Here is a 26,939-nt window from a genome sequence, read left to right as displayed (position 1 = left end):
CCGCTGGGCGCGCAACCCCGACCCGCGCGGCAGCGTCTTCCGGCTCTACCGCAACGGCGTCGCGGTGGCCTGCGACCCGGCCGGCACCCCCGGCCTGCCCGACACCGCCGCCTTCGCCGACAGCGGCGACCCGCAGCTGACCCTCGGTGCGCTGCTCAAGGACGGCACGCCCGCCGAGGCCTTCGACGGCGTGCTGGAGGAGGTGCGGATCTGGCGCACCTCCCGCACCCACGAGCAGCTGCTGGACAACCTGTTCACCCGGCTCAAGGGCGAGAAGGAGGACCTCGTCGCCTACTGGCCCTTCGACCGGGACTCCACCGAGGCGGGCACCGCCCAGGTCCGCGACGAGGGCCTGCGCGGCAACCACCTGGACTTCGGCCCGGAGACCACCCGCCCGCGCACCGTGCTCTCCAGCGCCCCGGTCTCCAACGACGCCGCCCAGGTCCGCTCCGCCCTGGCCGGCCTGCGCACCCCCTTCCACCAGAGCGTCTCCGCCGCTCCGGCGGTCGCCGAGTACGCCGACATGCAGTACGGCTCGCGCGGCGAGGCGTTCGGCGTCCTCAAGCGCGCCTACAGCTACCTCCAGGACGGCCGCTGGCACCTGATCACCGGCTACAAGGTCGGCGAACTCGTCAGCGAGTGGGTCAGCCAGATCCAGTTCGACCCCCAGCTGATCGGCTACGTCGAGGGCGCCCCGCCGATCCCCTCGGAGAACCTGACCGCAGGCCTGACCGACCCCGGCAGCGACACCTTCGAGGGCGCGTCCTCGGTCAAGCTCACCGAGGCCGAACAGGTCGTCCGCTCGCTGTCCTCCGCCAAGGAGCGCAGCGTGGACGCCGCCTTCGGCTTCGCGCTCTCCAACGAGGTGGACGTCGACGTCTGGATGATCACCGCCCCGCTCGGCTTCGGCATCGCCAAGTCCATCGCCAAGGGCGGCGTCTCGGCGAGCGTGCGCGGCAACCTGGAGTTCTCCAACAGCTGGGCCGAGGACACCTCCGTCTCCCAGGGCGAGAACACCGCCCGGACCACCAAGGTCTCGCTCACCGGCCACTGGGAGGACCCGGGCCGGGTGCTCAACCCCACCGCCGGGCGCAGGTACGTCCCGGCCAACACCGGCTTCGCCGTCGTGCAGTCGCAGACCGCCGACGTCTTCGCGCTGCGCCTGGCGCACAGCGGTGCCCTGGTCGCCTACCGCATCCAGCCCAACCCGGACATCCCCAAGGACTGGAACGTCGTCCCGTTCCCGATCAACCCGCGCTACACCAAGCAGGGCACCCTGGACGGCACCGTCGGCTTCGACGAGCGCGGCAAGGTCTTCGACCCCGAGTACCAGGGGGCCCGCGAGCGGGGCGAGTACAGCTACTTCAAGCCCCGCGAGGCCTACGCCCTCAAGCGCCGCATCCAGCGCGACCAGCAGCGCCTGCACAGCTACTACGACAGCGTCTCCACCGAGACCCACGCCCCCGACCCACTCGCCCAGAAGGCCGGCCGGGTGCTCGGCGGCGCGATCGGCGCGGACGCCGCCCCGGCGCGCGGCAGGGACACCGCCGACAGCGCCGCCGGGCAGGGCTTCTCCCGCCGCGACCTGGTCAACACCTACGTGTGGACGGCCGCCGGCGGCTTCTTCGCCGAGACCACCGAGACCACCGACGTGGTCAGCGAGACCACCGCCGGCTCGTACTCGCTCTCCGGCTCGGTGGGCACCTCGATCGGCACCTCCTTCACGATTGCCGGCATCGGCATCGGCGCCCAGCTCGACGCCTCCGTCGGCGGCGGCATGACCGCCACCCGCGCCCGCGGCAAGGAGGCCACCCGCTCCTTCGGACTGGAGGTCGAAGTCGCGCCCAGCAGCAACCTCCAGAGCTACGACGGAGACCGCAACCCGGTCTTCGACCGGGACGGGAACCCCGTCAAGGTGCCGGGCAAGGTCGACGCCTACCGCTTCCTCAGCTTCTACCTCGGGGAGGACAGCGAGCACTTCGACAGCTTCTTCAACAAGGTCGTCGACCCGGTGTGGCTGAACAACGGCAACGACCCCAACGCGGCGGCGCTGCGCCAGGCCCGCCAGTCGGACCGCAAGCCGCCGTGCTGGCGGGTCCTGCACCGCGTCACCTTCGTCAGCCGGGTCCTGCCCGACATCCCGCCGGCCGACGCGCCCCCGCTGGAGAAGGCCATGCGGCAGCTGGACGTGGAGAGCAACTACGAGCTCGTCCGCCGCCTCGACCCCTACGTCAAGGGCGCCGCCACCGGCCTGCCCGAACTGGCCGAGGCCACCCGCACGACGCTGGCCCGGGAACTACCGGAGCTGCTCCCGCCCGCCGCCGACGTGATCGGCTTCCTCGCCCAGTACTACGGCGTGGAGGCCTGAGCCCCGGTCCCTCGGTGCGGGGCGGCCCGCCCCGCACCGAGGGACCGCTCGGTACCGGGTGGATCCGGCGATCATCGGCCGCACCTGCCCCTTTGTAGGCCCGCCGGCCGGGGTTCTCGACCCTGCGGGGCGGGCTGTGCCGGACAGGACGGCTCATCGTTGAGCAGGATCGAGCGCCAGACTCGCTCCCGAAGCTCGCGGATGCAGGGCCCGCAGGCATACATGGGCGCCTGTACGCCGGCGACGTGAGCGGGGCCGATCCACAGGACACGGGTCCACTGTTGGCCGCAGTACAGCCGGCAGAAGCCGTCGACCCAGGCGTTGCCGTCGTCGGTCGCCGGCGGGTCGGGCACGTCGCCGCGGGCGAACCCGGCGACGCCGGGGATCACGATGGGCGGCTCGGGCAGCACGGGATCACCTTCCCGGGCTGTGCCCGCCATCGGATTCAGCGGCTCCGTCCGCTTCCAGCCCGTCGATCGGTGCCCACTCGTGTTCCAGGATCGAGTAGGTGATCGAGTCGCGCCAGGCGCCGTGAACGAAAACGTGGTCGCGGATCCGGCCGTCCTCGGTCATCCCGGCCCGGAGCAGGGTCCGGGCCGATGCCTCGTTGAGCGGGGAGCGGGCGGCCCAGATGCGGTGCAGGCCGAGGCTGTTGAAGCCGAGGGCGCACAGCAGGTGGACGGTCTCGGTGCCGAGGCCCTTGCCCCATGTGGCCGGGTGGAGGGCGAAGCCGATGGTGGCGGCCTGCTGCGGCTCGGTGGCCAGACGCGCGTAGCCGATCAGCCGATGTTCGCCGCGCCGGGTGATGGCGAGGCAGTACTCGGTGCGCGGGGTGGCGTGCGCGGAGGCGATGGAGCGGGCGGTGATCGCTTCGACCTGTTCGCGGGTGCGGGGTTCGAAGCTGAGGTGCCGGGTGGCCTCGGGGTCGCCGTAGATGGCCAGGAGGTCGTCGGTGTCCTCGGGTTCGACTTCGCGCAGTGCCAGGTTGGGGCCGGTCAGGTGGAGTGGGGTCATGGCTGCGGAGCCTATCCGTGGCGTCACCGGACGAGGGCCGAGGTGGGGGCGGCCCCCGCCTCGCGATACTGGGGCTGCCTCCCGATCCTCGGCGACCTCGCCCAGCAGAGCATCGACACCGGCCTCGGCCTCGACCGCCTGACCGCGATCCTCCAGGACGTCGAGAACGTGTGCGGCACCGATCTGCTCATGCCCACCTTCACCACCGTCCAGGAACTCGCCGGCCGCGACTACCCCGGCAGCGGCTCCGCTGGCGGCGCGGAGAAGGTCTCCTTCCAGGTCGTCACCGCACACGCCCGCTCCATCGCCTGCCTCATCGCCGACGGCGTCCTGCCCGCCAAGGACGGCCCGCGGGCGCCGGTGCGGTCGGTTCGGGAGGTGTCCCGGCCGACCCCATCGCCGTCAGGGCGGACGGGATCGTAAACGGGCGTCGACTGTGCCAGGTGGAGCAGTGTGGTCAACTGCTCCACGGAGCGGACCTCCCGTAGCGTGCAGGTCAGCTACCCGACAGCGCGGCGAAGGCCTCCTCCACCGCCTTGCACGTGGCCGACAGATCGTCGGCGGTGACCGCGGCTGAGACGAACCAACAGGCCGATCCGTAGGCGTTCACGTGGACGCCCCGCTTGAGCAGTTCGTGGCGGAACGCCGCGTAGCGGGCGGTGTCGGCATTGAGGAGGTCCCGGTACTGCGTGGTGGGGGTGCCGCTGGGGGTGAACACGACCTGGAACATGGCCCCGACGCCCTGGACCGCGCAGGGCACGCCGCGGTCGTGGGCGGCCCGTCGGACGGTTTCCATGATCTGACGGCCGACCGTGTCGATGTTCTCGGTGACCTCCGGGCGCCTCAGCTCCCGCAGGGTGGCCAGGGCTGCGGTCGCGCACAGCGGGGAGGCGTTGTAGGTGCCCCCGTGCTTGACACGGCCGGTGGCGAGAGCTTCCATCACCTCGCGTCGACCGGCGAAAGCGGCGATGGGCAGACCGCCCCCCAGGGCCTTGGCGTAGGTCGCGAGGTCGGGGACGACCCCGAACAGGGCTTGCGCGCCGCCCGGTGCGGTCCGGAAGCCGGTGCAGATCTCGTCGAAGATCAGCACGATGCCGTGTCGCGTGCACTCCTGCCGCAGCACCTCCAGGAATCCGGGTGCGGGCATCGTGCAGGCGTTGTTCGCGACGATCGGTTCGCAGATGACGGCGGCCAGTTCGCCCCGGTGAGCGTCGAGTGCGGCGCGCAGGGCGGCGGGGTCGTTCCACGGGCAGACCACGACGTCGTCCACGACCCCGTCAGGGATGCCCGGAGAGTGCGGTACGGCGTGGGGCCGGTCGTACGGGCCCGCGTCGTCTGCGGCGGGCCGGTTGGAGACCGCCAGCACGTCGGTCCAACCGTGGTAGTGGCCCTCGAACTTGAGGACCTTCGTCCGCCCGGTGTGGCCCCGGGCGGCGCGCACGGCCCCCTGGACGGCCTCGCTGCCGGAGTTGGCGAACCGAACGAGGTCTGCGCACGGGACCATCTCCCGCATGAGCTCGGCGAGTTCGACCTCCGCGGTGTTGCAGGTGCCGAACATCGTGCCGCTGTGCAGCACCGGCTCCAGGGCCTCGGTGAGAACGGCGGGCGCGTGTCCGAGGACGGCGCTGCCGTAGGCGGCCAGGTAGTCGATGTACTCGTTGCCGTCGACGTCCCGGATGCGCGCTCCGCGGCCTTCGGCCATGTACAGCGGGTACGGGTGCGGGCCGGTGGACGTCAGCCGGGCGGAGGAGCTGATGCCGCCGGCGAGGGACTTCCGTGCCCGCTCGTACCAGACGCGGCTGCCGTCGGTGCCGTTCGGCGCCTGGATGTCGCCAATCATGTGCTGCTCCTGATTCGAGGGTTGGGTGGGTGGGCACGCTCGGATGACCGGCGTGCCCGGGTGGGGCCGTGGGACGAGAAGGGGAGATGTCAGGTGGTCGTGCGCACAGCGGTCGTCACGGGAGCGGGACGCGGCATCGGGCGGGCCTGCGCGTTGGGCCTGCTGGCCGACGGGTGGACGGTGGTGCTCGTCGGGCGCCGCACAGAGCCACTGGAGGAGACCGCCGCCCTCGCCCCGGCCGACCAGCGCGACCGGGCTGTGCCGATGCCCGCCGACATCACGGATCCCGAGGCGGTGGACGCCCTCTTCGACGCCGTGGCGCGCCGGTACGGCCGGCTCGACCTGCTGTTCAACAACGCCGCCGACGTCATGCCGTACGTCCCCGTCGAGGAGGTGAGCGTGGCGGACTGGCACCGCGTCATGGGTTCCATCGCCACCGGCACCTTCCTGTGCTCCCAGGCCGCGTTCCGGCTGATGAAGGACCAGGATCCGCGGGGCGGGCGGATCATCAACAACGGCGCCCCCTCCGCGCAGGTCCCGCGGCCGGATTCGATCGCGTTCACCGCGGCCAAGCACGCCGTCGCCGGGATGACCCGCTCGCTGTCCCTGGACGGCCGGCGCTACGACATCTCCTGCGGCCAGATCGACATCGGCAACGTCACCCCCGAGGACCGGCCGCAGCCGGCCGTGCGGCAGGCGGACGGCTCGCTGCGGGTCGAGCCCACCATGGACGTGCGGCACGTGGTGGACATGGTCCGGGCCATGGCCGCCCTCCCACGCGGGGTGAACATCCAGTCAGTCCTGGTCATGCCCAGCTCCATGCCGTACGTCGGCCGGGGATAGCCCCGCCACGTACGCGGGCGTCCACCGGTCGGGAACCAGCCGTCCGGCCGTGGCCCAGGCGAGCATCCGGTGCAGACCGTCGAGGTGGATCAGCCCCCCGCGCACCGTCAGGTGTTCGTAGTCGGGGCCGGGCATCGGAACCGTGCTCAGGAACAGGGGTAGCGGTGACGCGGTGGCCTGTCGGGCGAGTTTGGCCGCGCACAGCGGATTGGTCGTGGCGTAGGTGGCGTGCAGACGGGTCAGCCGGCGGGCGGCGTCGGCCACGGTGAGGCCGGTGCGGGGGATCAGCTCCACCTCCCCGTCCTCGCCCAGGTGCCACGGGAGCACCACCCGCAGGACCTCCGGACCGTCCAACAGCACTCTGTGCCAACGGCCTTGCAGAGTGGACTGCGCGTTGCGGATATGGCCCTGGGCCTCGTCGTTGGAGTTGGCGCTGTCCTGCGGGTCGTAGGGGTGCTGTTGCGCGAAGTGGTCCATGACCGCCTTGAACGGTACGGCCTCCAGAACCCTCATGCCCCTGTCCTCACTGCCGGGACGTACTCGGTGAAGTGCCGCTCGGCGAAGAGTTCCGGCCAGCGCTCGCGGGCCAGACCCCTGCGGTGGGCGACGTCCAGGACCTGCCGCCAGTACGGCTTGACCGGCGGCCAGAGCGCGCCCGTGCGGCAGTAGGAGGCGTCGATCATGTACCGCGGCCCGGCCTCCGGCACGGCGGGAGGACGGCGGGTGTGGAAGAGGCCGGAGTGCAGCACCACGGTCGATCCCGGCGGCAGGTCGTCGATCAGTGTCTCTCCCGGGATCTCGTCCGTGCCCAGGTGGCCGCGGGCCTGCTTACCGAGGTGTTCCCGGTGCGAGCCGGGCAGGACCACCAGAGCGCCCATGCCGGGGCGCAGGCCGTGGATGTAGTGCAGGGCGTGGACCATCGGGTGGCGACGACCGCTTCCGGCCGGCTGCTCGTAGTCGTGGTGCCAGCTCTTACCCGCGCCGGCACACGGACGACGGTCACTGTGCAGGTGGTGGAAGACGAAGGAGCGGCCGAGCAGTTCGCTCCTGGAGAGCAGGTCCAGCAGCGGTGGATGCACCGCCAACTCGCCGTGCGCCTCCAGGTCCAGCTCGACGAGCTTGGGCGCCTTGGCGCCGACGGGGCGCAGGCAGGCATCGATCGACTGCTGCCGCCAACCGGCGTCCACCCAGTAGTCCACCTCGCCTGCGAGGCGTTCGACGAGGGCGGGTGGAAGCCAGCCCGGGAGTACCAGGTACCCCCGCTCGGAGAACTCCCGAACCTGCACATCGACCGCCGCGACATCCACCATAGGCGGATACACCCCCCTGTATTCATGCGCCCGCAGCCTTGGGGACACGATGATGCCCGAGAGTGTCTATCCGATGGCGGACCGTGCCATACCTGTGCGACGGCAAGTGACTGAAACGGATCGGACCGTCCATGACAGCCTGGGGGACTCGGCACGACGACCTCGTCTGGCGAGCCGGCAGGGTCCGGGGCTTTGGGCGCCGGCTTCCGCTCGGACGGCTTCGGCGCGTGCCGGATGCGCGCCAGAACGGGTGGTGAACGGCGGCCCGTAGCGGTCCGCGTCGGGTGTCCGGCGGGCTGGCTGCGCTGACATCGCCGAAAGTCAGGAGCACTTTCCGGCCCGGAGGACCAAGGATTCCCAAGCTCCGCGCCCTCGTCGAACAAGCCGTCGCGTGTCAACGAGCACGGACACCAGGGCGGATGTCCCGGCGCACCGCCGTGACACCGCGCGAGCCGGGCGCCGGGGCCGGTCGTGGCCTCGGCGGCCACGGCCGGCCCCAGGTCGAACATGCCAGGTCGTGCGGGCCCCCGGGGTACTCGACGGTCGTCGGGTCTGTGGAGGTGGCGGCGCTCTCGCTCCGGGCAGGTCCCCCGATGGCGTGCGGCTGATCGATGCACGCCGCGGGTCGGCAGGGCGCCTCGGTCAGGCGTTCCTGCCGCGGGCGGCCACGCGCCAGCGGTCCACCATCGTGCCGCCGCTGACCACGGCGACGTCGTCGACGAGGTTCACCGCGACGCAGACGTGGTTGGGAACCACGCGCAGCCGCTCGCCGAGCGCGGGCAGGTCGCTGTCGTCGGGCCAGAGCACGGTGGCGTGGTGCTCGGACAGCGCCGTGATGCGGGCTTCCGGGTGGTCCATGAGCCGGCCGAAGCCCGTCGCCCAGGCGGGTCGGTCTCCGCCGAGGACCTTGCTGCCCGCGTCCAGGACGAGCCTCCGGGGCGTGGTGTCGTCTCCCTCGTGCCTGCTGACGACGGTCGCCGCGACCGTCAGCGCGATGTCCGCCATGGTGCACCGTCCGAGTTCGAGCTGCTGGGCGTCGCCGAACACGTAGACGCCCGGCCGCGCCTCGGTGACCGCCGAGGTCCCGGTCAGCTCCGCGGTCGGGGTGGATCCGCCGCTCACCCGCGTGACCTCGAAACCTGCGGCGGCAAGCAGTTCGGCGGCCCGCCCGAGGGCCTGCTGCTCTTCCTCGGCCGCCTTCGCCGGCATGCCCGGCGCGTAGCCGTGGCCCGGGAAGGTGAACACTCCCCCGACGCGCAGCCCGGCACGGGCCGCTGCCCGGGCCACCGCCACGGCCTGTTCCGGGTGGACGCCGCTGCGGTGGTGCCCGCTGTCGATCTCCACCATGACCTCGATGTCGCCGGCCGCGGCCCCGAGGTGGCGGCCAGCCGCCTCTGCGGCTTCGACGGAGTCCGTTCCGATCGCGATCCTCGCCCTGGTGCCGAGCCGGCGCAGGCGCTCGGCGTGCCGGGGCCCGATCCAGAGCGGATAGGCGATGAAGAGGTCGGTGGCGCCGTGCTCGGCGAAGACCTCGGCCTCCCCGATGGTCGCCACCGTCAGCCCGACGGCCCCCGCCGCGAGCTGCCGCGCGGCGATCTCCGGCATCTTGTGGGTCTTGGCGTGAGGGCGCAGCCGCAGGCCCTTGGCCCGTAGTGCGGCTGCCATGCGCTCGATGTTCCGTTCGAGCACGTCCAGATCGACCATGATGTCCGGGGTGTCGATCTCTACCGGGATTCTGCTCATCTGCTACCTTTCCGACTCGAATCACGCCGAACGTATTCTTGCTCCACGAGGGTCAGTTCGAGCAATTCGTGCGGAGCGCCTCGTCGGGCCAGGCGTTCAACGGCTGGGTCGGCGACCAGCGCAGGACGAGCGGGGTGCGTTCCTCGGGGGTGTCCCCGCCGTGCCCTTCCCCGTCGAGGTGCCCGTGGTCGGCCATGACCCCGACCATCGCCGGAATCCGAGCCGGAACCCATTCTCGTGAGCGGAGCGACACCGCTCGACGTGGTTGCGCTGTCGGTGGATCCGAACAGCCCGGGCGCGGCCGCGGCGCCGGCCCGCACCGACGCGACCGGCCGGACGTCCTGCACCACCGCTACGACGGGCGCTACGGCCTGATCACGCCCGCCGGGGAGCGGACGGGCCCCCCGGCGGCCGTGGGGCCGGGGGCCGGGAGGGCCGGGAGCAGGGAGAGGAGCCGGGGACGGTGTGGGGCCGCCCCCGGCTCCCCGCGTTCCGCGTTCAGCGCAGGACGGCGAGTTCGGCCACCACGGCACGGTGGTCGCTGCGCGGCAGGGCGTGCTCGGCGACGTCGACGGCGGTCAGCGCGGGCCCGTGCAGGACGTGGTCGATCTGGATCACGGCCGGGACGCGGTAGTCGGGGTGGTCCTGGGGCCAGGTCGGGAAGAGGCCCGCGCCGAGTTCCTCGTGGGTGTCGGCCAGGCCGGTGCCGATCAGGTCGCGCATCGGCTTGTGGTCAAGGGTCGCGTTGAAGTCGCCCAGCAGGACCGCGTTGCGGGTGCGCCCGGGCGCGGCGGCGCGCAGGTCGTGCAGTCCCTCGGCCCAGCGGCGGGCATCGCCGAGCGGGTAGTAGGTGTGCACGGCGACCAGCTGCACCGGGCGGCCGCCGACCTCGACGGTCAGGTTGGTGGTCGGCCAGGCAGGGTCGGCGACGGAGCTGACGGGCAGCCGGGTGTAGAGCGCGGTGTCGGTGCCGGCCGGCCGCTCGCGGTGCGGCAGCAGGGCGCGGATGCCGGCCGCGTCCAGCGTGTCGGCGGCGGAGTCGCTCTGCTCCTCGACCGCGAGCACGTCGATCCGCTGGTCGCGTACCAGGTCGACCAGGGACTTCGGCGAGACCTGCCCCATGAAGTTGTTGCTGGTCGCCACCCGCAGCCGGGGCGCGTCGGCCGGGGCGTCGGCCCCGTCCGGGACGAGCCGGGGTACCAGCCACCACAGTTGCAGCACCACCAGCACGGCCGCGGCCCCGGTCAGCCACCGTTCGCGCAGCACCGCCACCGCCGCCAGCAGCAGCACGCTGAGCAGCGCCGCGTACGGCAGCCCGGCCATCGGCAGGGCCCACACCGTGCCGTCGTCCCACCCGAACAGCCGCACCACCGCGAGCGCGGCCGGGCCCAGCAGCAGCACCCCGCACCCGATCAGCGCGGCGAGACGCCAACGGCCTCTGCCAGCGGGCGACGCGCTCTCCGACGTACCGTCCGTCACGGTGCTCCTTCCAGGGGGCGGCCGACAGCCGTGATCACCGGCTGCCGTCGTGAAGGACGGACGCCCGCACCCAGGGCCCGGTTCCACGCCACCGGTCGATGCCGGGGCGCGGGACGTCGATGCCCGGAGGGGCGGCGCCCCGGGCCGTGGAGCCCATCTCCGAGCGGACCATCCCGAGAACCTGCCCGGCGGCGTCCAGTCCGGCCGTGCCTTCCGGTCTCCAGGTCTTGTGCCGGGCGGCAGTGTTGCCGTCGATCGGCCAGGGCGCAGCGACGGGCAGCGAGCACGAGGCCGGCAACCCCAGCAGCGGACGCCGTCCGGTCAGCTGCTGCGGGGTGGGGTTCAGTGCTCCTGGGCCGTCGGGCGCACCATGATCTCGTTGATCGCGGCGTGCGGGGGCTGGGTGACCATGAAGACGATGGAGCGGGCGATGTCCTCGGCCCGCAGCCAGGACTCCTGTGCCATGCCGCGGGCCGAGGCGAGTCCGGGACCGGTCGCCATGTGCGTCGAGGTCAGTCCTGGCTCGATCACGCCCACCCGGACACCGCGCCGGGTCACCTCCTGGCGCAGGACCTCGCTGAACGCGCACACCGCGTGCTTCGTCGCCGAGTACACGCCGTTGCCGCGGCGCACCACGCGGCCCGCAGCCGAACTGACGTTGACCAAGTCGGCGACCTTGCGCGGGCCGCCCGCCGCAGCACGCAGCAGGTGCGGCAACGCCGCCTGCGACAGGTGCAGGACGGCCGTCAGGTTGAGGTCGACCATCCGGTCGACCTCCTCGGCGCCGACCTCCTCGACATCCCCCATCGCAACGTAACCGGCGTTGTTCACCAGCACGTCCAGCCGCCCCAAGCGCTCGGCGGCCTCCTCGACGGTGTCCCGGGCCCGTGCGGTGTCACGCAGATCGGCGCTGATGACGGCGCACGAGCCGCCATGGGCCCGGATCGTGTCTGCCAGCTCCTGCAGCCTTTCGGTGCTGCGGGCCACCAGCGCCACTGCCGCCCCCTCCCGGGCCAGCGCCAGGGCCGTGGCAGCCCCGATACCGCTGGACGCACCCGTCACCAGCGCAACACACCCCGACAGCGCCGCGTCGCTTTCGGCCACGGAGTTCCCTGCCCTTCCGTCGTCCGCACCCGTAACACCCATGCAGCCAGCCTGCATCAGACGGCCTCGGACCGCCTCCCGCGCAGCCGCACGGGTCGACCGCGACACCGATGATGACGGCCCGGCAGAATCGGGTGCGGGCACGGCACGGGACGGCGCAGCCCGAGCCGGCCCGACAGCCCCCTGAACCAGCTCACGCCGGGCGGTGCCAGGGCGGGCGAAGCTTCTCGTGGAGGTGTGGAGGAGGTGGACCTCCCCCCACGGATCAGCGAGTGGGTCGGGGCGGCAGTCCGGGCACTACGCTGCACGCGTGATCGAGCATCCGAACGTGCGCCTCGCCGACCTTCTCGACCGCCGTACGGACGGGCACGAGCCTGCGCCGGAGGCGGTGCTCGCCGCGCTGTTCGAGGGCGGGGTGTTCGTTCCCGTCACCGACACCGGATCGGTGATGTTCCTCCCCGACGACGAGCAGCCGCCCACGCTGCTCGGGTTCACCGACGCGGCGCTCGGCGCGCGGCTGCTGCCGGCGGCCGCCGGGATGGTGCACTGCGACGCGGCGCGGCTGAGGGACATCCTGGAGAAGACCGGCGTCGCCGTACTCGGGGTCCGCTCCGGAAACGGGCAGGCGATCTTTCCCGAGCAGGTGCTGCGGCACTGGGCGACCCACGGGCCCGGGGCGGAACTGAAGCTCGACTGGTCCACCGACCCGGTGGCGGTCGCCCTGCGCGACGCGCTGGTCCGGCGGATCCGCGAGTTCCCCGCCGTCCGCTCGGTGTGGGTGGCGCACGCCCGGTGGCGGGCCGGCGGCGAGGAACACCTGATCCTGCACGTCGCCGTGGACGAGGACCTGCCCTCGGCCTCCGCCGACCGCCTGATGCAGATCCTGCTCGGCGAGGAGGTGAAGCTCGGCCGCAGGCACCCGAAGGTCGGGATGCTCGCCCTGAACACCACCATCCACGCCGACACCATCGCCCAACTGGACCGCCAGGGCCTGGACACGGTGCGCCACGACGTCGAGTCGGGACAGGTCCAGGTGATCTCCCGCGAGTACGACGACCCGTCAACGGCCCCGGCGAATGGCGCCGCACCCCAGCCGCGGGCCAAGCGCCGCTGGTTCGGCCGCTCCTGACAAGACGTCCCCCCTCCCTGTCAGCCCTCGCGACTATGGTGGCTGGTCACCAACCCCAAGAGGATCCACCATGGGCATCGTTCATCCCGACCTGGCCGTATTGCTCGATCTTGTACCAGCAGACCTCGCAGGCGGCGAACGGATCGACTGGGCTGCGGCCGAAGCTCTGCTGGGCACCAAGCTTCCAAGCGACTACAAGGCACTGCTGGACACCTACGGCATGGGCGACATCGGAGAGCTCGTCATCCTGCCCCCGTTGCCGAGTGACGTACGCGGGTGGGAGGGGTCTCACATCGGCAGCATGACGGCCTGCCTGCGGGGGCTCTGGGACAAGGACGGAGGGGTCCCTGGCGTGACGCTCGGTGCCGATGCCGTACTGCCCTGGGGCTCTGGAATGAACGCCAACGAGATGGCCTGGCTCATGAACGACCCCGATCCGGACAAGTGGCCAGTCGTAGCCTGGCGACGGCACCACTCATGGAACGAGTCGCCGTGGGCCCTGTTCGACTGCGGCATGGTCCAGTTCATCACCCGCATGATGCTGGGCCGGTTCGATGCCTGCCCACTCGGCGATTCGTCGCTCTGGAACCAGACGGACACGTTCGTCAGCTGGCGCGAGCAACGTCGACGGCTTCTGGCCGGCCTGGACCCACAGACCGGCGAACCCAATCCGTACGCCGACATGTTTCCCATCACCGAGGACTGGCCCTGAGCGTCTGCCTGCAAGCCTCTGAGCGACGTTCTCCCAGGTCAGAATTCGAACGCGGCTTAGGTCAGGCGTCGTTTGCCGGCTGGACCGCAGTGTTCGCACCGCCGAGTGGGTCGCTCTTGCGTTGCCGGCAGCTCACGGCGCGCAGTGCCGCGTTGGTGTGGATCCGCGGTTCGTGCCAAAGGCGGCTCAGCCAGCGGCTCGGGTTCCGGCGGTCGCGGGTCACCGCCGTACACGGCGGAGGGGATGGCCTCGACGGGCTGGGCTCGATCCGTGCGGATGGGGGGCAAGTGGCCGATCTCCTCGGCCGTGTCGAAGCCCTCCTCGGCTGATCGGAGGGCCGTGCTCGTCAGTTGGCCGACCCCGGCGCCGAGGTCGCGAGCCGGACTCCGTGTCGACCTGCTAGCGCTCCGCCAGCACATCGCGAACGTCGTCGCGCAGTTTGTTGACCTCGGTGCCGACGCGGTCGACGTCGAAGCCGGTCTCCAGCACAGCCTCGGTCAACGCGAGGAGCGCCAGCGCGATTGCTCGGTGCCCGGGGTCGGTGACCTTGTCCACTGCGGTCTTGGCCTGTTCCGTATATTCCTTGGCCTGTTCCAGGTGCTTTCGTTGCGCCATGACGCCTCCTTCGCTCCGTATCCGTGTGATGACGGTATGGCATAGGCCATGACCTTGGGTGATGTTTTGTCGGATTCGGTCCCGCCCCAGGTAGGACGCCAGTCGGGGATCAGGGTCGAGGCCCCGTCCCAGCTGCCTGCGGCGACCGTGTTCGAAGCGAGGCGCCCAGACCGCGGGCGCGGCGCAGCGGGCCGGGTGGGCTGAACTCGGCCAGGAGGCCGGTCAGAGCAGCGGGACGGCGCCCAGGCAGGTGTGCCGGCCCGGTCTCGTCGCGTCGCCCACCGGGTGGGCGACGCCCGTCGAGTACGCCGGTGCTCCGCCCGGGGCTCGGGTCGACCTGGACGCGGGCGTCGCGTCGATCCGCCGTCAGGAGACCGGCCCTGACGAGAAAAAGGTTCGATCCCGGACCAGGTGATGTGTCAGGATTCCCCGTCTCTTCGTTCGACCGGGGGTTCTCCTGATCATGCGCCGCTCCACTGTGCTCGCCGTCGCCGCCGCGGCAGTCTCCCTCGTCGCTCTGGTGGGCTGCACCGACGACGCGGCGCCGGCCGCGTCCTCGACCGCGCCGGCCTCCACGCCCACGGCGACCGTCACGCCGACGCCCACCGCCGTCGCGACGCCCACGCCCACCGCCACCGCCACAGCCGTCGCCACGACGGAGGGCGGGGTGATCGACCCGGAGAAGGCGCTCGCACTCGCGGAGAAGACGCCGTACGCGGCCACCCAGGACTTCACGACCGAAGGCGGCCCGATCAGCGCGCTCACCAAGGCCCGGGTGAACCTCAACGGGCCGGTCCGCTCCGGCCGGCTCGCCGAGTCCATGAGCGCGGGTGGCACCGACGTGATCGGCAGCGGGAGCGACAGCCCGACCGTCGTCGTCACCGACGACGGCACCACCTACATCAAGAGCGGCAGCAGCTGGCGCACCTCCCCGCTCGGTGACCGGATCCCCGACTACCACGGCTACGCCAAGGCGCTGCTGGCCCTCGGTCCGTCCGCACGCACGGGGATGGAGGACTGCGAGGGCACGCCGTGCTACCACCTCTCCGGCACGGTCGGCCTGGAGCCGATGAAGGCCGTGGAGCCCGAGCAGTACAAGATCCTCAAGGGCAAGGGCGTGGAGAGCTTCCAGCTCGACCAGTGGATCGACGCCCAGGGCCGCACCGTCCGCTACGACCGGAAGACCGAGCTGCGGGGCATCCAGGTGCGCACCCACGGCACCTTCCGCGACTTCGGCCCGGTCGAGAAGGTCGACCCGCCGCGCTAGGCGCCGAAGTGCCCCCGGCCCTTCCGGTACGACTGGAGACCGGACCCCGCCACCCCCGTACGGCGCAGCCCCCGGCCGTTCGCACCTACCGGGGGCTGCGCCGATACGGGACTGGCAAGGCCGCACCTCCACTCCACCACCGGCCCGGTACGCGTCTTCGCCCGCTTCCGTGACCTCGGCGAAGCCCGCACCTTCCTCCAAGCCCAGGCCAGTCGTGGTCGACGACCGGTCGACACGGTCTGATCGCCCTTGCGACTCGTCACCCGTACCGACCCCGAACTCCTCCACGAACGTCGAACCCGCGATCACGGGTTCCTGCGCTGGTCGCCTGCCTGGACGGCCCGGACCTCACCGCCGTGACCGACCCCGACGCCTACCCATCGGATCTTCCAACGGCGCGCCCTGCGAACCCAGGTGGACCTCATCCTCGAAAGGCACCACAGCCTGTGACCACCCACGACCTGACCATCACCCAGGCCGCACCCGACGACCCGAGAGTCCTGCAACTGGTCCGCGACCTCGACGCCGGCCTCGCCGCGCGCCACCCCGACGAGCCCTGCACCGGTGACGCCCGCCCCCACCCCGACATCCGCTTCCTGCTGGCACAGACCGACGGCCGACCCGTCGGCTGCTGCGCCGTCCAGCCGCGCCCCGACGGCGCGGCCGAGCTCACGCGCCTGTACGTCACACCCGACGCCCGCGGACACGGCATCGCCACCCGACTGCTCGCCGAGGCCGAACGCACCGCCGCCGCTCTCGGACACCCCGAGATCCGCCTGAAAGCCGGAGTCCACCAGCCCGAAGCCATCGCTCTCTACACCCGCGCCGGCTACACCCCCATCTCCGACTGCCCGCCCTATCAGGACAAGCAGCTCAGCCGCTGCTACACCAAGCCGCTCCCGCGCCCAGGCCAGTCGTCGACCCGGATTCCCGGACTCGTGATCGGCGAGCTGTCCTTGCTGGACGATGCGGTCGCGGCAGCCGTGCACGGGATCGGCCACCGTGCCTACGCAGTCGAGGCGGAGCTGATCGGCTTCGCCGGTATCCCCGCTCTGGGCGAGAGTTTGGAGGAGATGCGCGTCCAGCCGCTGCGGTGGCTGGGGGCAACGGTCGATGGCCGGGTCGTGGCGTTCATCGCCTGGCAGGAGCTCGACGAGGAGGATGCGGTCGACATCGACCGGGTGTGCGTCGATCCGCCGTGGTTCCGTCGCGGGCTGGCTTCCAGGCTCCTGCAGCACCTTACGACCGAGATGGTTCCGGGCCGGGCCGTTCTGGTGAGTACCGGTGCCGACAACCGCCCGGCCGTGGAGCTCTACGAGCGTCACGGCTTCTCCCGGATCGGCACTGTCGAGCCTGTTCCCGGCCTACGAATCGCTCAGTTCCGGCTGGCGGGAGCGGCCGGAGTGCGCGGTCGGCAATAGCCCGAAGAACGCTGCACGAGATGGTGGGCGGGCTGCCGAAGCAGTTCCGGTGGCCCTGGGCGAGCGCGCTGGTGAAGCGGTAGCCGGTGAACTTCGCGGCGACCCGGGCCGGTGCCATGGTGGAGCGGTCGCCTCGACCATGAGCACCGGCACCCCGATCTCCGGGGCCTGCCACACACCGTCCGGGCGCACCTTGCGCTTCCCGCCCGGCAGCAGGAGCTCGGTCTCGGTCGACCGGGAGCGCACGGCGCCGACCCCACCCGCGGCACCCGGTGCGGTGCCGCCCAGGACGAAGGCGAGCACGGTCTCGTTGACCGCCATCGCGTGCGGCGCGCCCGTGCGGCCGACCCCCGTCCGCGGTACCGCCCATCTCCGAGCGGGCCATCCCAAGCACCTGCCGGCCGCGTCCAGCCCGGTCGTGCCCTCCAGCCGCCTCGTCTTGTGCCTCGCTGCGGTGTTGCCGTCCCAGGCGACCAGCCCGTGCCGGGGAGGTGCCTCCTGGTCCCCCCACACACAGCAGTGCCGACGCACTACTCGACGGCACAGTGGCGGCGCCCGTAGCCGGCGGCGAAGCGGGACGCCCGGCGGTCGGGTGAACCATGCGCCCGGAGCGCGACCGTCCTGTCGCCGACGGGGCACGGATCAGGAACACGGGTTTCCGCCGGGAAGGGTTACGCCATGCACCGCGCACTGATCGTCGTCGACGTGCAGAAGGACTTCTGCGAGGGCGGCAGCGTCCCGGTCAAGGGCGGAGCCGACCGCGCCCGCGCCATCGCCGACCTCACCCGGCGCACCGCCGGCACCACGTACACGCACATCGTCGCCACCCGCGACCACCACATCGACCCCGGCGGCCACTTCTCCGACCACCCGGACTTCCGCAACTCCTTCCCCGTGCACTGCGTCGTCGGCAGCGACGGCAGCGAGTTCCACCCGCACTTCGCCCCCACCGCCCAGTCCGGGACCGTCGACGAGGTCTTCTACAAAGGCGCGCACTCCGCCTCCAAGAGCGGCTTCGAAGGCTCCACCGAAACCGGCACCCCGCTCGCCGACTGGCTGCGCGCCCGGGACGTCACCCATGTCGACGTCGTCGGCATCGCCACCGACCACTGCGTCAAGGCCACCGCCCTCGACGGCGCACGAGCCGGATTCACCGTCCGCGTCCTGCTCGACTACACCGCGGGCGTCGCCACCGACACCACCACCGCAGCCCTCCACGAACTGCGCCAGGCCGGCGTCCACCTCACCGGCCACCCCGTCGTCCTCAACTGAGCCACACCACGACCACCTTCCCGGCGCTCACCGACATCCCTTCCTGCCGCAGTCGGGAGAGCCCACGGCGGCGCAGTCGCGCACCGGTCATACGCCGGCGTGAACTCCCGCCGGATCCTGCCGAAGTCCTGCTCCACCCAGGCCGAGGAGACGTACCGATCGGTTTCTGTCCGCACGGCGAAGGCGAGGCGACCGTGCGGCATGCCGCCGCGCTCCGTATCGCGGAGGACCCCGTCCTCGCCACCCGGTGAGCCGCCGTGGGCCGGGGTTCCCACCGGTACCGTGGCGTGGTTGGCGGTCGTCCTCTCGCCGGCGGTCCCCATCGTCTCGACGGTCGCCGTCACCTCCGAGCCCGGCGGGTGCCCCGGTGCGCCGGCGTTGACGGTTGTCCTCCTGCTGGCGACCGCCGTGCTCGTCATCGCCTTCACCTGAGCCGAGGCGCACGGCTCCCGGGCAGCCCCTGCGGGTACTTCCTGTCAGGGCACACGCGCCGGGGACGCCCGGAACTCGGGGTGATTCGCCGAGGCGTTCGAAGGGCGTGCATCCAGACTCCCCGTCCCCGAGCCGGACCGCTCCGGTTCGTCACCGGCGTGATCGCCTCGCTCTCGGCGATCACGCTCCCGCAGACCGGCGCTCAGGCGGACCGGGCGGCGCTGCTGAAGAACACCTTCGCCGGTTGGTGACGCGAATTCGGTCAGCGCAGGCAGTGAACTTCACGGCTACCCGGGCCGGGGACATGATCGAGCGAGCCCATGGCCCGCCCACCAGACCTGTGCCGCCTGCCGGCGAATCGGTGTCCAACCGCAGGGTGGAACTTCACGCTCACACTGGCCGCCCAGCGCGACACGCCGCCGACGTGATCGTTCCGCGCCGGCGCTCCCGGTTCAGCGGCGGGCGGTCGACGCCTTGCCAAGCGCCCCCTGGTGCGACCACCCCGTAGTGGGCGGGGGCACCGCGCCCGTGTTCGCGGTGCCCCCGCCCTCCGTGATGACGGCCCCGGCCCGACCCGCCGGGCTAGAAGAATTCGTCGAGCAACCGATAGAAGGCCAACTTGTCCTCGTCCACTCCGGGGCCGCCGTACTGTGCGAGGAAGCGCTGGGCGTACTCGGGGCCGAACCAGGGATCCTCCTCGATCTCCAGCTCACGAGTGGCCAGAGCGAGGTCGGCGTGGCGGTCGGCGAGACCGAGGCGGCCCACGTCGATGACTCCGGTGACCTCGCACGTCCTGGGATCCAGCAAGACGTTGTTCGGGCAGAGGTCCCCGTGGCAGACGACGATGTCCTCCGTCTCCGGCCGGGTGCGGTCGAGTTCGGCCAGGAGCTGTCCGCCGGACCAGCCTCGGCGCGCCTCCTCCAGGTCATCGAGGTCCACCAGCCCCACACGCACGTTGTGGCGGGCCTCGTCCATCGCCACGGACAGGGAGCGGTCGAAGGGGCATTCCGCCACGGGCAGGCTGTGCAGGGCACGGGCGACGCGGGCCATCGCCTCCGCGACGGCGAGCCGTTGGTGCTCCGGCCACTCCTCTGCAGCCGAGACGCCCTGCACGGCCTCGGTGACGATCCAGACGGAGGTGTCGTCGCCCCCGCACTCGACGACACGGGGAACCGGGATGCCGTGCCGGGCCAGCCAGTCGAGCCGATCGGCCTCGCCGGTCAGATCGAAGGCCGAATTGTCCAGGACACGCGGGGCGATCTTCGCGTAGAGCTCGGACTGCGGCCCGGTGAGGCGGTGGACGAAGGCGCCCGAGTCCCCTTCGGTGACGGGGCTCCACTCATGGTGCGGGTATTTCCGGCGCAGCGAGCTCTTCATGAGGTGCATGATCCCCCGACATTCAGCCTGATCCAATGGGATTACGGAGCTGAAGGCTCTCCCGCGATCGCGGTCGCGGGGGCCACGCGGTACAGTGCGCCGCGCGTCGGGGCCTCGGTATGCCTGGAAGCCACACGGGGCTGGCGCTGCGGAGCGGAACGCAAGCACTTCGCCCGGTTCCCCGGCACGATCGCCAACCCCAACCTGCTCAGCGGCCGAGGTATCGGTGTGCGGGAGCAGACCGTCGTCGCCCGGCACCCCACCAGCACGCCGGGGCCGCCGAGTTCACACAGTCGCTCGACCGAGTCCACCGACCCGGGCGCGTAAAAGGAGGTTGCAGAGTGCGATGCCCGCCGGGCTGAAGCGTCGTCACGACAAACACCGTTGCAGCATCAGGGCTCGAGTACGATCCCAGCTTCCCGTGCAAGGCTGAGGGCGAGCTCCATCGCCCCTGGGCCTTGCACAGTTGCTCCTTCAAGGCTCGCCGCACCACCGACATCCAGCAGTGTGCACCCCTCGAACCGGACGTTCTGCATGTCCGCGTGGGCAAACTGGGCGCCTTCAAGATCGCAGTCCTCGAACCGCACGTCCCGCAGCTCGGCCCGCTGGAAGTCGGCCTGTCGCAGGTTGCAGCCCGTGAAGAGCACCCTCCTGAACTTCGAGTACCGGAACAGCGCCGAGTCGCTGCGGCAGTTGTCGAAGGTAACGTCCCGGAAGAAGCCGTTGCTCCAGGACATCCCGGTGAACCTGCTGGACCTGGCCGTGCTCCTCAAGAGCGAGACATCCTGAGTACGGACGCTCGCGAAGTCGGTGGTCTCGAACTCGACGTCCGACAGGACACACCGGCGAAGATCCGTGCCGGTGAACCGTGTGCCGGTGAACCGGCAATGCTCGATCTCGACCGCCTCAGCAGCTCGCCCGGCGAAGTCCACCGTCGAGTACTCGACCCCCTTGATCATCGCGTCGTCCTCAAGATCGTGCTGAGGCATCGCAGCGGACCGCATGGTCGGAAGCAGCCGCGGGGACTGAGGAGCCCAACGAACCGGGGTCCGGGCCTTCGTCACACTAGCCATCCGATCAGGTGTGATCCGCACCAAGTGGCAACAACAGCCTACCGGGAAGCGGGAGACCAGAAGCGCCACGTGCAGCAGTTGCCTACCGACCGTCAGGATCCGCCGACATCCTCACCGCGGGCGGCTCGCTCACCGACCTGCCGCGCACCCTGCCGCTGCCCGAGCGCCACCACCGGGCTGCCCGCCTCCGTCCCGGCCGGCGCCGCCCGGATCGAGGACCTGGTCCCGCTCGGCCCCGGCCGCCCCGTCGTGGCACCGCTTTCCGTGTTCGCGTCCATCACGCCGGCTCCGAAGGGCATGCGCGATGCTGGTTACGTCGTTTCCGCACCGGCGGAGGCCCGCACGCGCGGCTTTCGGAGGAGAAGTCGACATGGATCCGTTGCAGCCCGGCCCACTGCGCTGCCTGGTGACCGGTGCGACCGGCTACATCGGCGGCCGACTCGTCCCCGAATTGCTCGCCCGCGGGCACACCGTGCGGTGTCTGGTACGGGATCCCGGGCGACTGCGCGACCACCCCTGGCGGGCCCGGGTGGACACCGCCACCGGAGACGTCACCCGCCCCGCCACCCTCGCCGGGGCCTTCGACGAAATCGATGTCGCCTACTACCTCGTCCACTCGCTCGGCACCGGGCCCTCGTTCGAGGCAACCGACCGCGAGGCCGCCCGCGCTTTCGCGGCCGCCGCGGCAGCCGCCGGCGTGACCCGGATCGTCTACCTCGGCGGCCTCGTCCCCGCCGGGGTACCCGAAGCGGACCTCTCCCCCCACCTGCGCTCCCGCGCCGAGGTCGGCCGCATGCTCCGCGCCGGCGGTGTCCCCACGGCCGAACTGCGCGCCGCCGTGATCATCGGCTCCGGCAGCGCCTCCTTCGAGATGCTGCGCCACCTCACCGAACGCCTGCCCGCGATGGTCACTCCGCGCTGGGTGTCCACCCGGATCCAGCCGATCGCCGTCCGGGACGTCCTGCGCTACCTGGTCGGCGCCGCCCACCTGCCGCCCGGGCTGAACCGCACCTTCGACATCGGCGGCCCCGACGTCCTCACCTACGAACAGATGATGCAGCGCTACGCCCGCATCGCCGGACTTCGCCGCCGCCTCATCCTCCCCGTGCCGGTCCTCACTCCCCGGCTCTCCAGCCTCTGGGTCGGCCTGGTGACTCCGGTCCCCGGCTCCATCGCCCGCCCCCTCGTCGAGTCCCTGCGCCACGAAGTCGTCTGCGGCGAGCACGACATCGCCCGATGGGTGCCCGACCCGCCGACCGGCCTGACCGGCTTCGACCAGGCCGTCACGCTCGCCCTGCGCCGGATCAAGGACGCCGACGTCGCCACCCGCTGGTCCTCCGCCTCATCGCCCGGCGCCCCGAGCGACCGGCTGCCCACCGATCCCGACTGGGCCGGCGGCAGCCTCTACCAGGATGTCCGGGAACGCACCGTGACCGCGTCACCCGCCGCCGTCTGGAGGGTGATCGAAAGCATCGGCGGCGACAACGGCTGGTACTCCTTTCCACTCGCCTGGACCCTGCGCGGCTGGCTCGACCGCCTGGTGGGCGGCGTCGGACTGCGCCGGGGCCGCCGCGACCCTACCCGCCTGCGGGTCGGGGACTCCCTCGACTTCTGGCGCGTCGAGGAGATCGAACCCGGCCGACTGCTCCGCCTGCGGGCCGAGATGCGCCTGCCCGGGCTGGCCTGGCTCGAACTCTCCGTCACACCGGACGGCGATCACGGGACGCAATACCGGCAGCGCGCACTGTTCCACCCCCACGGCCTGGCCGGACACGCGTACTGGCGCGCTGTCGCGCCGTTCCACACCGCGGTGTTCGCAGGCATGGCCCGCAACATCACCGAACGCGCTCGCCGGCAGCCCTGATACGGCTGGACGACGGCCGGATCCACACCGCCCTCGTCGCCGACGCCCGCCGGCGGGGCGGGGCCCGCTCGGCCTCGTCCCCGCTCCCGGTCTGCCGTCCGGCACCGGGGTTGGTACCGGCTTGCCGCCGCGAAGCGGGCCGCCGCGGCGAAGCCGAAGGTTGTCGCGGACGGACCGGTTCGTCGGGGTTGGCCGTAGGCAACGGGACGGGTTACGTGGTCTCAGCCAGGCACCGTTCGGCAGTCCCGCACGGTGTCGGCCGAAACGGTGTCGGCGCACGGGTCAGGGCTCTTGGCCAGGTCAAAACACCGAGACCGACGGGGATGACTCCGCCGGCCGCGTCGTGGTGGACCTGTGACGTACGGGCCCGGGACGGACCTGTGTCCGTCCCGGGCCCGCCGCGCGCACGGTGCCCGGCGGTTCAGCCGTCGAGGAGCTCGGCGAGGACCTCAGCCGGGTCGTGGTGCGGTGCGGCGGCCGGCCACCACCGACCGTCCTCCTGCCGGTAGGGGTACCAGCGGCCGTCCCGCCCGTAGCGGAGCTGGAGCCCGCTGCCGGCCAGCGTCCAGCGGTTCTCCCGCACCTCCGGCGCGGGGAGTTCGTCCTGCTCCCAGCCCGCGGTGAGCGCGGCGCTCGCCCGGGCGGTGTCCTGCGTCGGCGGTGTCCAGGCCTCCTCCAGCACGTCCAGCCCGGCGCTCCCGCCCAGCCTCCACGCCTCGGCCGCCCGGTCCAGCTGCTCCGGGCTGCCGCAGGCCTCCCGCAGGCGGGCCAGGACCCGCGACTCGGGGCGGGTCGCCGCGATCCGTACGCAGTCCCGCCAGAGGTCGAGCGGCACCGGCGGCTCGGCGGTGAAGCCGTGGGTGTAGGCGAGCAGCTCACGGGCGCGCACGGCCGCGTCGGTGACCAGCTGCTCCAGCGGGTCGGCCCCGGCCCCGGCCAAGGACGCGTCCTGGCGCACGGGCGGCCCGGGCAGCGGCGGCAGCCCGGGCAGCGCCGCCGGCTCACGGCCGAAGACCTCCTCGGCGGGAGTGCCGTCCGGCAGCTGCGCCGTGTCGGCCTTCGGACCGGCCTTCGCTTCCTCCTGCGCCCCATCGGCGTCCTCGTCCCCGAGGCCGCCGACGATCGCCTGCATCAGCAGGACGGACCGGAGTTCCTCCCGCGCCTCCTGCACGCCGCGTCCCCGCAGCAGGAGCAGCATCATCGTGTCCTCGTCCAGCAGCCAGGACACCTGGTAGCAGAGCGCGGCCGCGTGCTTGCAGGGGTGGTCGAACGCGTCGCATTCGCAGTCCGCCTCCAAGTCGCCGTAGCCGGGCAGCAGTCGGACCCGTGCGTCCTCGGCGGCCTCCAGCAGGTCGGGCGGCAGTTCACCGGCGAGCAGCTCATCGGTGACGTCCGGCCGCTCGGCGGTCTTCTCCCAGAGCAGCTCCCACTCGTCCTCGTCGAGCTCCTCCAGGGTGAGCACCGTCCTGAACGGGGTGTCGCCCTCGTAGCCGGTGGTGGAGACGCGCCCGGGGCTGACCGTGATCGGTCCGAGCCGGCCGGTCCGCGCGTAGGCCCGGCCCTTCTTCAGCGTCTCCTCGTCCAGGGAGGTATCCTCCAGCGCGTCCGCCCAGGCCTTGCCCCACCAGGACTGGCCGCGCGCCCGGCTGCCCCGGCACGCGGCGAAGGCCGGGAAGCCCCGCGCGCCCGTCTCGTCCCCGCTCATCCCGCGCTCCTCAGTTCGACCAGGTTGGCCAGTTCGTCGTTGGTCAGCTGCGTCAGTGTCTGCTCCCCGGAGCCCAGCACGGCGTCTGCCAGGCCCTTCTTCGCTTCGAGCAGGGCGGCGATGCGGTCCTCGACGGTCCCCTCGGCGATCATCCGGTGCACCTGGACGGTGCGCGTCTGCCCGATGCGGTAGGCGCGGTCGGTGGCCTGGGCCTCCACCGCCGGGTTCCACCAGCGGTCGTAGTGCACGACGTGGTCGGCGCGGGTGAGGTTGAGTCCGGTGCCGGCGGCCTTGAGGGAGAGCAGGAAGACGGGCACCTCCCCGTCCTGGAACCGGCGGACCATCTCCTCGCGGCGCGGCACCGGAGTGCCGCCGTGCAGCAGCAGCGTGGGGACGCCGCGCTCGCGCAGGTGGGCCTCCAGCAGCCGCGCCATGGCGACGTACTGGGTGAAGACCAGGGCGGCCCCGTCCTCCGAAATGATGGTGTCCAGCAGTTCGTCGAGCAGTTCCAGCTTGCCGGAACGGCCGGCCAGCCGGGTGCCTTCCGCCTCCTTGAGGAACTGCGCGGGGTGGTTGCAGATCTGCTTCAGGCCGGTGAGCAGCTTGAGCACCAGACCGCTTCGGGCGATGCCCTCGGTGGCCTCGATCTGCGCCATGACCTCACGGACCCGGGTCTCGTACAGGGTCCGCTGCTCGGGGGTGAGGGAGACCGGGTGGTCCGTCTCGGTCTTCGGCGGGAGTTCGGGGGCGATGCCCGGGTCCGACTTCCTGCGGCGGAGCAGGAACGGCCGTACCAGTTCGGCCAGTCGCTGTGCGGTGGGGCCGTGCTCTCCCTGCTCGCCCGGCGGCGGTCCGAACTCCGCGCGTTCCGCGCGTTCGGCCTCGATGGCGGCGATCCAGCGGCTGCGGAAGTGGCCGTGGCCGCCGAGGAGTCCGGGGGTGGTCCAGTCGAGGACGGCCCAGAGTTCGGAGAGGTTGTTCTCGACCGGGGTGCCGGTCAGGGCGATCCTGGCGTCGGCGGGGATCAGCCGCAGCGCCTTCGCGGTGCTGGAGTGCGGGTTCTTGACGTGCTGGGCCTCGTCGGCGACGACCGTGCTCCAGCGGTGTGTGCCGAGCCGCTCGGCGTCCAGGCGCATGGTGCCGTAGGTGGTCAGGACGAAGCCCGAGTCGGCGCCGTCCAGGGTGCGGTCGGAGCCGTGGTAGTGGCGGACGGGCATGCCGGGGGCGAACGTGCCGACCTCGCGCTGCCAGTTGCCCAGAAGGGAGGCGGGGCAGACGACGAGGGTGGGGCCGGCACTGTCCGGGTGCTCCTGGCGCAACAGGTGCAGCGAGATCAGCTGGACGGTCTTGCCCAGGCCCATGTCGTCGGCGAGGCAGCCGCCGAGACCGAGCGAGGTGAGGCGGTCCAGCCAGCGCAGGCCGCGCAGCTGGTAGTCGCGCAGGGTGGCCGCGAGCGCGGCGGGCTGCTCGACCGCTTCGTTGCCGCCGTCAGCTTCGGCCAGGCGTCGGCGCAGGGCGAGCAGCCAGGCGCTGGGCGCGACCCGTACCTGCTTGCCGCCGATCTCGGTGTACCCGGTGAGGGCAACGGCGAGCGCCTCGATGGCGGTGAGCGGTTCGAGGTCGCGTTCGCCGGCCTTGCGGGCGATGTCGGCGCCGATGAGCACCCGGCGCCCGCGCAGCAGGGCCAGCGGCTGGTCGGCGGCGGCGATCTCGGCCATCTCCTGCTCGGTGAGGGCTTCCCCGTCGAGGTCGAGCTGCCAGCGCAGGTCGACCGTGCCGTCACCACCGAAGAAGGAACGCAGGTCGGTGGGCGGGGTCCGCTCGCCGCCGACGACGGCACGGGTCGTGAGGGAACGGGTGGCGTCCGCGGGCCAGAGCACCTCGACGCCGTGGGCGGCGAGCCGGCCGGCGGTGTCGCCGAGCAGGTCCTGGACCTCGCGGTCGGTGAGGTCCAGGGCGGAGGGCACCGGCAGCAGGCGGGACAGGGGCTGCCAGACGTCGGCGGCCCGCCGTACGGCGAGGACGGTGTCGGCGTGGGCCCGCGGTCCGAACCCGGCTGCCTCGACCGTGGCGAACAGCTCGTCGGCGTCGGCTCTGAGGGTCGGGTCGGCCAGGCTGGACACCTGGGGCACCAGGCGCAGGGCGGGCCGCTCGCCGTCGCCGGCGACGGGCACCAGGTCCAGGCGCAGGGCCAGCCGTACGCCCGAGTCGAGGCCGGCGGAGATCTCCTCGGCCCAGGCGCGCAGCTGGGGGACGTACTGGGGTTCGACGGCGGCGAAGGCCGGGCGGCCGGTTGCGGCGGGCGCGGCGGCGGTGCGCGGCAGGGTGTCGGCGACCGCATCGAGGAAGGAGCGGAGCAGGGCGGTGGCGT

General features: G+C 72.0%; 23 protein-coding genes and 1 pseudogene. 10 read left to right on the top strand and 14 right to left on the bottom strand.

Annotation, left to right across the window (positions count from 1 at the left end; genetic code table 11):
- Positions 1 to 2,368, top strand: a pseudogene (locus KS423_RS09820) (LamG domain-containing protein); the annotation flags it as partial.
- A 71-nt stretch (positions 2,369 to 2,439) separates the two neighbouring features.
- On the opposite strand, the gene KS423_RS09815 reads toward KS423_RS09820, so the two are convergent.
- Positions 2,440 to 2,778 (bottom strand): hypothetical protein, encoded by a 339-nt coding sequence (locus KS423_RS09815; RefSeq protein WP_224277298.1) that lies wholly within the window; start codon positions 2,776 to 2,778, stop codon positions 2,440 to 2,442.
- A 4-nt stretch (positions 2,779 to 2,782) separates the two neighbouring features.
- Positions 2,783 to 3,382, bottom strand: coding sequence for a GNAT family N-acetyltransferase (locus KS423_RS09810; RefSeq protein WP_224277296.1), 600 nt, complete (start codon positions 3,380 to 3,382; stop codon positions 2,783 to 2,785).
- A 42-nt stretch (positions 3,383 to 3,424) separates the two neighbouring features.
- Between KS423_RS09810 and KS423_RS09805 the strand changes: the two genes are divergently transcribed.
- On the top strand, positions 3,425 to 3,805 hold the full coding sequence (locus tag KS423_RS09805; RefSeq protein WP_224277294.1) for an alanine--tRNA ligase-related protein: 381 nt from the start codon (positions 3,425 to 3,427) through the stop codon (positions 3,803 to 3,805).
- A gap of 73 nt (positions 3,806 to 3,878) precedes the next feature.
- Here the strand turns inward: KS423_RS09805 and KS423_RS09800 are convergent, their stop codons facing one another.
- Positions 3,879 to 5,222 (bottom strand): aspartate aminotransferase family protein, encoded by a 1,344-nt coding sequence (locus KS423_RS09800; protein WP_224277292.1) that lies wholly within the window; start codon positions 5,220 to 5,222, stop codon positions 3,879 to 3,881.
- A 93-nt stretch (positions 5,223 to 5,315) separates the two neighbouring features.
- On the opposite strand from KS423_RS09800, the gene KS423_RS09795 reads away from it, so the two are divergent.
- Positions 5,316 to 6,065 carry an SDR family oxidoreductase gene (locus KS423_RS09795; RefSeq protein ID WP_224277290.1) on the top strand — a complete coding sequence of 250 codons (750 nt, stop codon included), beginning with the start codon at positions 5,316 to 5,318 and terminating at the stop codon, positions 6,063 to 6,065.
- On the opposite strand, the gene KS423_RS09790 is transcribed toward KS423_RS09795, so the two are convergent.
- The 6 genes from KS423_RS09790 to KS423_RS09765 form a co-directional block, all read right to left on the bottom strand.
- A complete protein-coding gene (locus KS423_RS09790) occupies positions 6,018 to 6,578 on the bottom strand; it encodes a DUF6309 family protein (RefSeq protein ID WP_224277288.1) in 561 nt (186 codons plus the stop codon). The two genes, KS423_RS09795 and KS423_RS09790, sit on opposite strands and share 48 nt — an antisense overlap.
- Entirely contained in the window at positions 6,575 to 7,375 is an 801-nt protein-coding gene (locus tag KS423_RS09785; protein WP_224277286.1) for a phytanoyl-CoA dioxygenase family protein, read from the bottom strand. The genes KS423_RS09790 and KS423_RS09785 overlap by 4 nt, the downstream gene beginning before the upstream one ends.
- A gap of 642 nt (positions 7,376 to 8,017) precedes the next feature.
- Entirely contained in the window at positions 8,018 to 9,118 is a 1,101-nt protein-coding gene (locus KS423_RS09780; RefSeq protein ID WP_224277284.1) for a D-TA family PLP-dependent enzyme, read from the bottom strand.
- Positions 9,119 to 9,170: 52 nt separating this feature from the next.
- Positions 9,171 to 9,314, bottom strand: a complete 144-nt coding sequence (locus tag KS423_RS09775; protein WP_224277282.1) for a hypothetical protein — start codon at positions 9,312 to 9,314, stop codon at positions 9,171 to 9,173.
- A 302-nt stretch (positions 9,315 to 9,616) separates the two neighbouring features.
- Positions 9,617 to 10,597, bottom strand: coding sequence for an endonuclease/exonuclease/phosphatase family protein (locus KS423_RS09770; RefSeq protein ID WP_224277280.1), 981 nt, complete (start codon positions 10,595 to 10,597; stop codon positions 9,617 to 9,619).
- Positions 10,598 to 10,939: 342 nt separating this feature from the next.
- Positions 10,940 to 11,701: an SDR family oxidoreductase gene (locus KS423_RS09765; protein ID WP_224277278.1), complete on the bottom strand. Its 762-nt coding sequence runs from the start codon at positions 11,699 to 11,701 to the stop codon at positions 10,940 to 10,942.
- Between the two features lie 310 nt (positions 11,702 to 12,011).
- Here KS423_RS09765 and KS423_RS09760 point away from each other — a divergent pair, with 310 nt between their 5' ends.
- Both KS423_RS09760 and KS423_RS09755 read left to right on the top strand, forming a co-directional pair.
- Positions 12,012 to 12,830, top strand: a complete 819-nt coding sequence (locus KS423_RS09760) for a hypothetical protein (protein ID WP_224277276.1) — start codon at positions 12,012 to 12,014, stop codon at positions 12,828 to 12,830.
- A 70-nt stretch (positions 12,831 to 12,900) separates the two neighbouring features.
- Positions 12,901 to 13,542 carry an SMI1/KNR4 family protein gene (locus tag KS423_RS09755; RefSeq protein ID WP_224277274.1) on the top strand — a complete coding sequence of 214 codons (642 nt, stop codon included), beginning with the start codon at positions 12,901 to 12,903 and terminating at the stop codon, positions 13,540 to 13,542.
- Positions 13,543 to 13,941: 399 nt separating this feature from the next.
- Here KS423_RS09755 and KS423_RS09750 read toward each other — a convergent pair whose 3' ends face one another.
- Positions 13,942 to 14,157, bottom strand: a complete 216-nt coding sequence (locus tag KS423_RS09750) for a hypothetical protein (protein ID WP_224277272.1) — start codon at positions 14,155 to 14,157, stop codon at positions 13,942 to 13,944.
- 463 nt (positions 14,158 to 14,620) lie between these two features.
- On the opposite strand from KS423_RS09750, the gene KS423_RS09745 reads away from it, so the two are divergent.
- The 4 genes from KS423_RS09745 to KS423_RS09730 all read left to right on the top strand — a co-directional run bounded on the left by KS423_RS09745 (position 14,621) and on the right by KS423_RS09730 (position 18,549).
- On the top strand, positions 14,621 to 15,424 hold the full coding sequence (locus KS423_RS09745) for a hypothetical protein (protein ID WP_224277270.1): 804 nt from the start codon (positions 14,621 to 14,623) through the stop codon (positions 15,422 to 15,424).
- A gap of 356 nt (positions 15,425 to 15,780) precedes the next feature.
- Entirely contained in the window at positions 15,781 to 16,845 is a 1,065-nt protein-coding gene (locus KS423_RS09740) for a GNAT family N-acetyltransferase (RefSeq protein WP_224277268.1), read from the top strand.
- A 678-nt stretch (positions 16,846 to 17,523) separates the two neighbouring features.
- Entirely contained in the window at positions 17,524 to 18,117 is a 594-nt protein-coding gene (locus tag KS423_RS09735) for an isochorismatase family protein (RefSeq protein WP_224277266.1), read from the top strand.
- A 291-nt stretch (positions 18,118 to 18,408) separates the two neighbouring features.
- Positions 18,409 to 18,549 (top strand): hypothetical protein, encoded by a 141-nt coding sequence (locus KS423_RS09730; RefSeq protein ID WP_224277264.1) that lies wholly within the window; start codon positions 18,409 to 18,411, stop codon positions 18,547 to 18,549.
- A 582-nt stretch (positions 18,550 to 19,131) separates the two neighbouring features.
- Here the strand turns inward: KS423_RS09730 and KS423_RS09725 are convergent.
- Positions 19,132 to 19,926 carry an APH(3')-V family aminoglycoside O-phosphotransferase gene (locus KS423_RS09725; RefSeq protein WP_374119929.1) on the bottom strand — a complete coding sequence of 265 codons (795 nt, stop codon included), beginning with the start codon at positions 19,924 to 19,926 and terminating at the stop codon, positions 19,132 to 19,134.
- 392 nt (positions 19,927 to 20,318) lie between these two features.
- The gene (locus tag KS423_RS09720) at positions 20,319 to 20,915 is read right to left on the bottom strand and encodes a pentapeptide repeat-containing protein (RefSeq protein WP_224277260.1); all 597 of its coding nucleotides are present in this window, start codon (positions 20,913 to 20,915) and stop codon (positions 20,319 to 20,321) included.
- 454 nt (positions 20,916 to 21,369) lie between these two features.
- Between KS423_RS09720 and KS423_RS09715 the strand changes: the two genes are divergently transcribed.
- Positions 21,370 to 22,863: an SDR family oxidoreductase gene (locus KS423_RS09715; protein ID WP_224277258.1), complete on the top strand. Its 1,494-nt coding sequence runs from the start codon at positions 21,370 to 21,372 to the stop codon at positions 22,861 to 22,863.
- Positions 22,864 to 23,284: 421 nt separating this feature from the next.
- Here the strand turns inward: KS423_RS09715 and KS423_RS09710 are convergent, their stop codons facing one another.
- Both KS423_RS09710 and KS423_RS09705 read right to left on the bottom strand, forming a co-directional pair.
- The gene (locus KS423_RS09710) at positions 23,285 to 24,568 is read right to left on the bottom strand and encodes an SWIM zinc finger family protein (protein ID WP_224277256.1); all 1,284 of its coding nucleotides are present in this window, start codon (positions 24,566 to 24,568) and stop codon (positions 23,285 to 23,287) included.
- Positions 24,565 to 26,939: DEAD/DEAH box helicase (locus tag KS423_RS09705; protein ID WP_224277254.1), on the bottom strand; the 2,375-nt coding region annotated here is incomplete at its 5' end. The genes KS423_RS09705 and KS423_RS09710, both read right to left, overlap by 4 nt.

This window comes from Streptomyces sp. LS1784 (assembly GCF_020103755.1).
In the GTDB taxonomy this organism is placed as follows: domain Bacteria; phylum Actinomycetota; class Actinomycetes; order Streptomycetales; family Streptomycetaceae; genus Kitasatospora.
This window is presented reverse-complemented; position numbering and strand designations above follow the sequence as displayed.

Coding starts and splice junctions, on each gene's coding strand:
- KS423_RS09810 (WP_224277296.1), bottom strand. CDS start 3,382: ATGACCCCACTCCACCTGACCGGCCCCAACCTGGCACTGCGCGAAGTC.
- KS423_RS09800 (WP_224277292.1), bottom strand. CDS start 5,222: ATGATTGGCGACATCCAGGCGCCGAACGGCACCGACGGCAGCCGCGTC.
- KS423_RS09790 (WP_224277288.1), bottom strand. CDS start 6,578: ATGAGGGTTCTGGAGGCCGTACCGTTCAAGGCGGTCATGGACCACTTC.
- KS423_RS09785 (WP_224277286.1), bottom strand. CDS start 7,375: ATGGTGGATGTCGCGGCGGTCGATGTGCAGGTTCGGGAGTTCTCCGAG.
- KS423_RS09780 (WP_224277284.1), bottom strand. CDS start 9,118: ATGAGCAGAATCCCGGTAGAGATCGACACCCCGGACATCATGGTCGAT.
- KS423_RS09775 (WP_224277282.1), bottom strand. CDS start 9,314: ATGGCCGACCACGGGCACCTCGACGGGGAAGGGCACGGCGGGGACACC.
- KS423_RS09755 (WP_224277274.1), top strand. CDS start 12,901: ATGGGCATCGTTCATCCCGACCTGGCCGTATTGCTCGATCTTGTACCA.
- KS423_RS09750 (WP_224277272.1), bottom strand. CDS start 14,157: ATGGCGCAACGAAAGCACCTGGAACAGGCCAAGGAATATACGGAACAG.
- KS423_RS09745 (WP_224277270.1), top strand. CDS start 14,621: ATGCGCCGCTCCACTGTGCTCGCCGTCGCCGCCGCGGCAGTCTCCCTC.
- KS423_RS09735 (WP_224277266.1), top strand. CDS start 17,524: ATGCACCGCGCACTGATCGTCGTCGACGTGCAGAAGGACTTCTGCGAG.
- KS423_RS09725 (WP_374119929.1), bottom strand. CDS start 19,926: ATGAAGAGCTCGCTGCGCCGGAAATACCCGCACCATGAGTGGAGCCCC.
- KS423_RS09720 (WP_224277260.1), bottom strand. CDS start 20,915: ATGCCTCAGCACGATCTTGAGGACGACGCGATGATCAAGGGGGTCGAG.
- KS423_RS09715 (WP_224277258.1), top strand. CDS start 21,370: ATGGATCCGTTGCAGCCCGGCCCACTGCGCTGCCTGGTGACCGGTGCG.
- KS423_RS09710 (WP_224277256.1), bottom strand. CDS start 24,568: ATGAGCGGGGACGAGACGGGCGCGCGGGGCTTCCCGGCCTTCGCCGCG.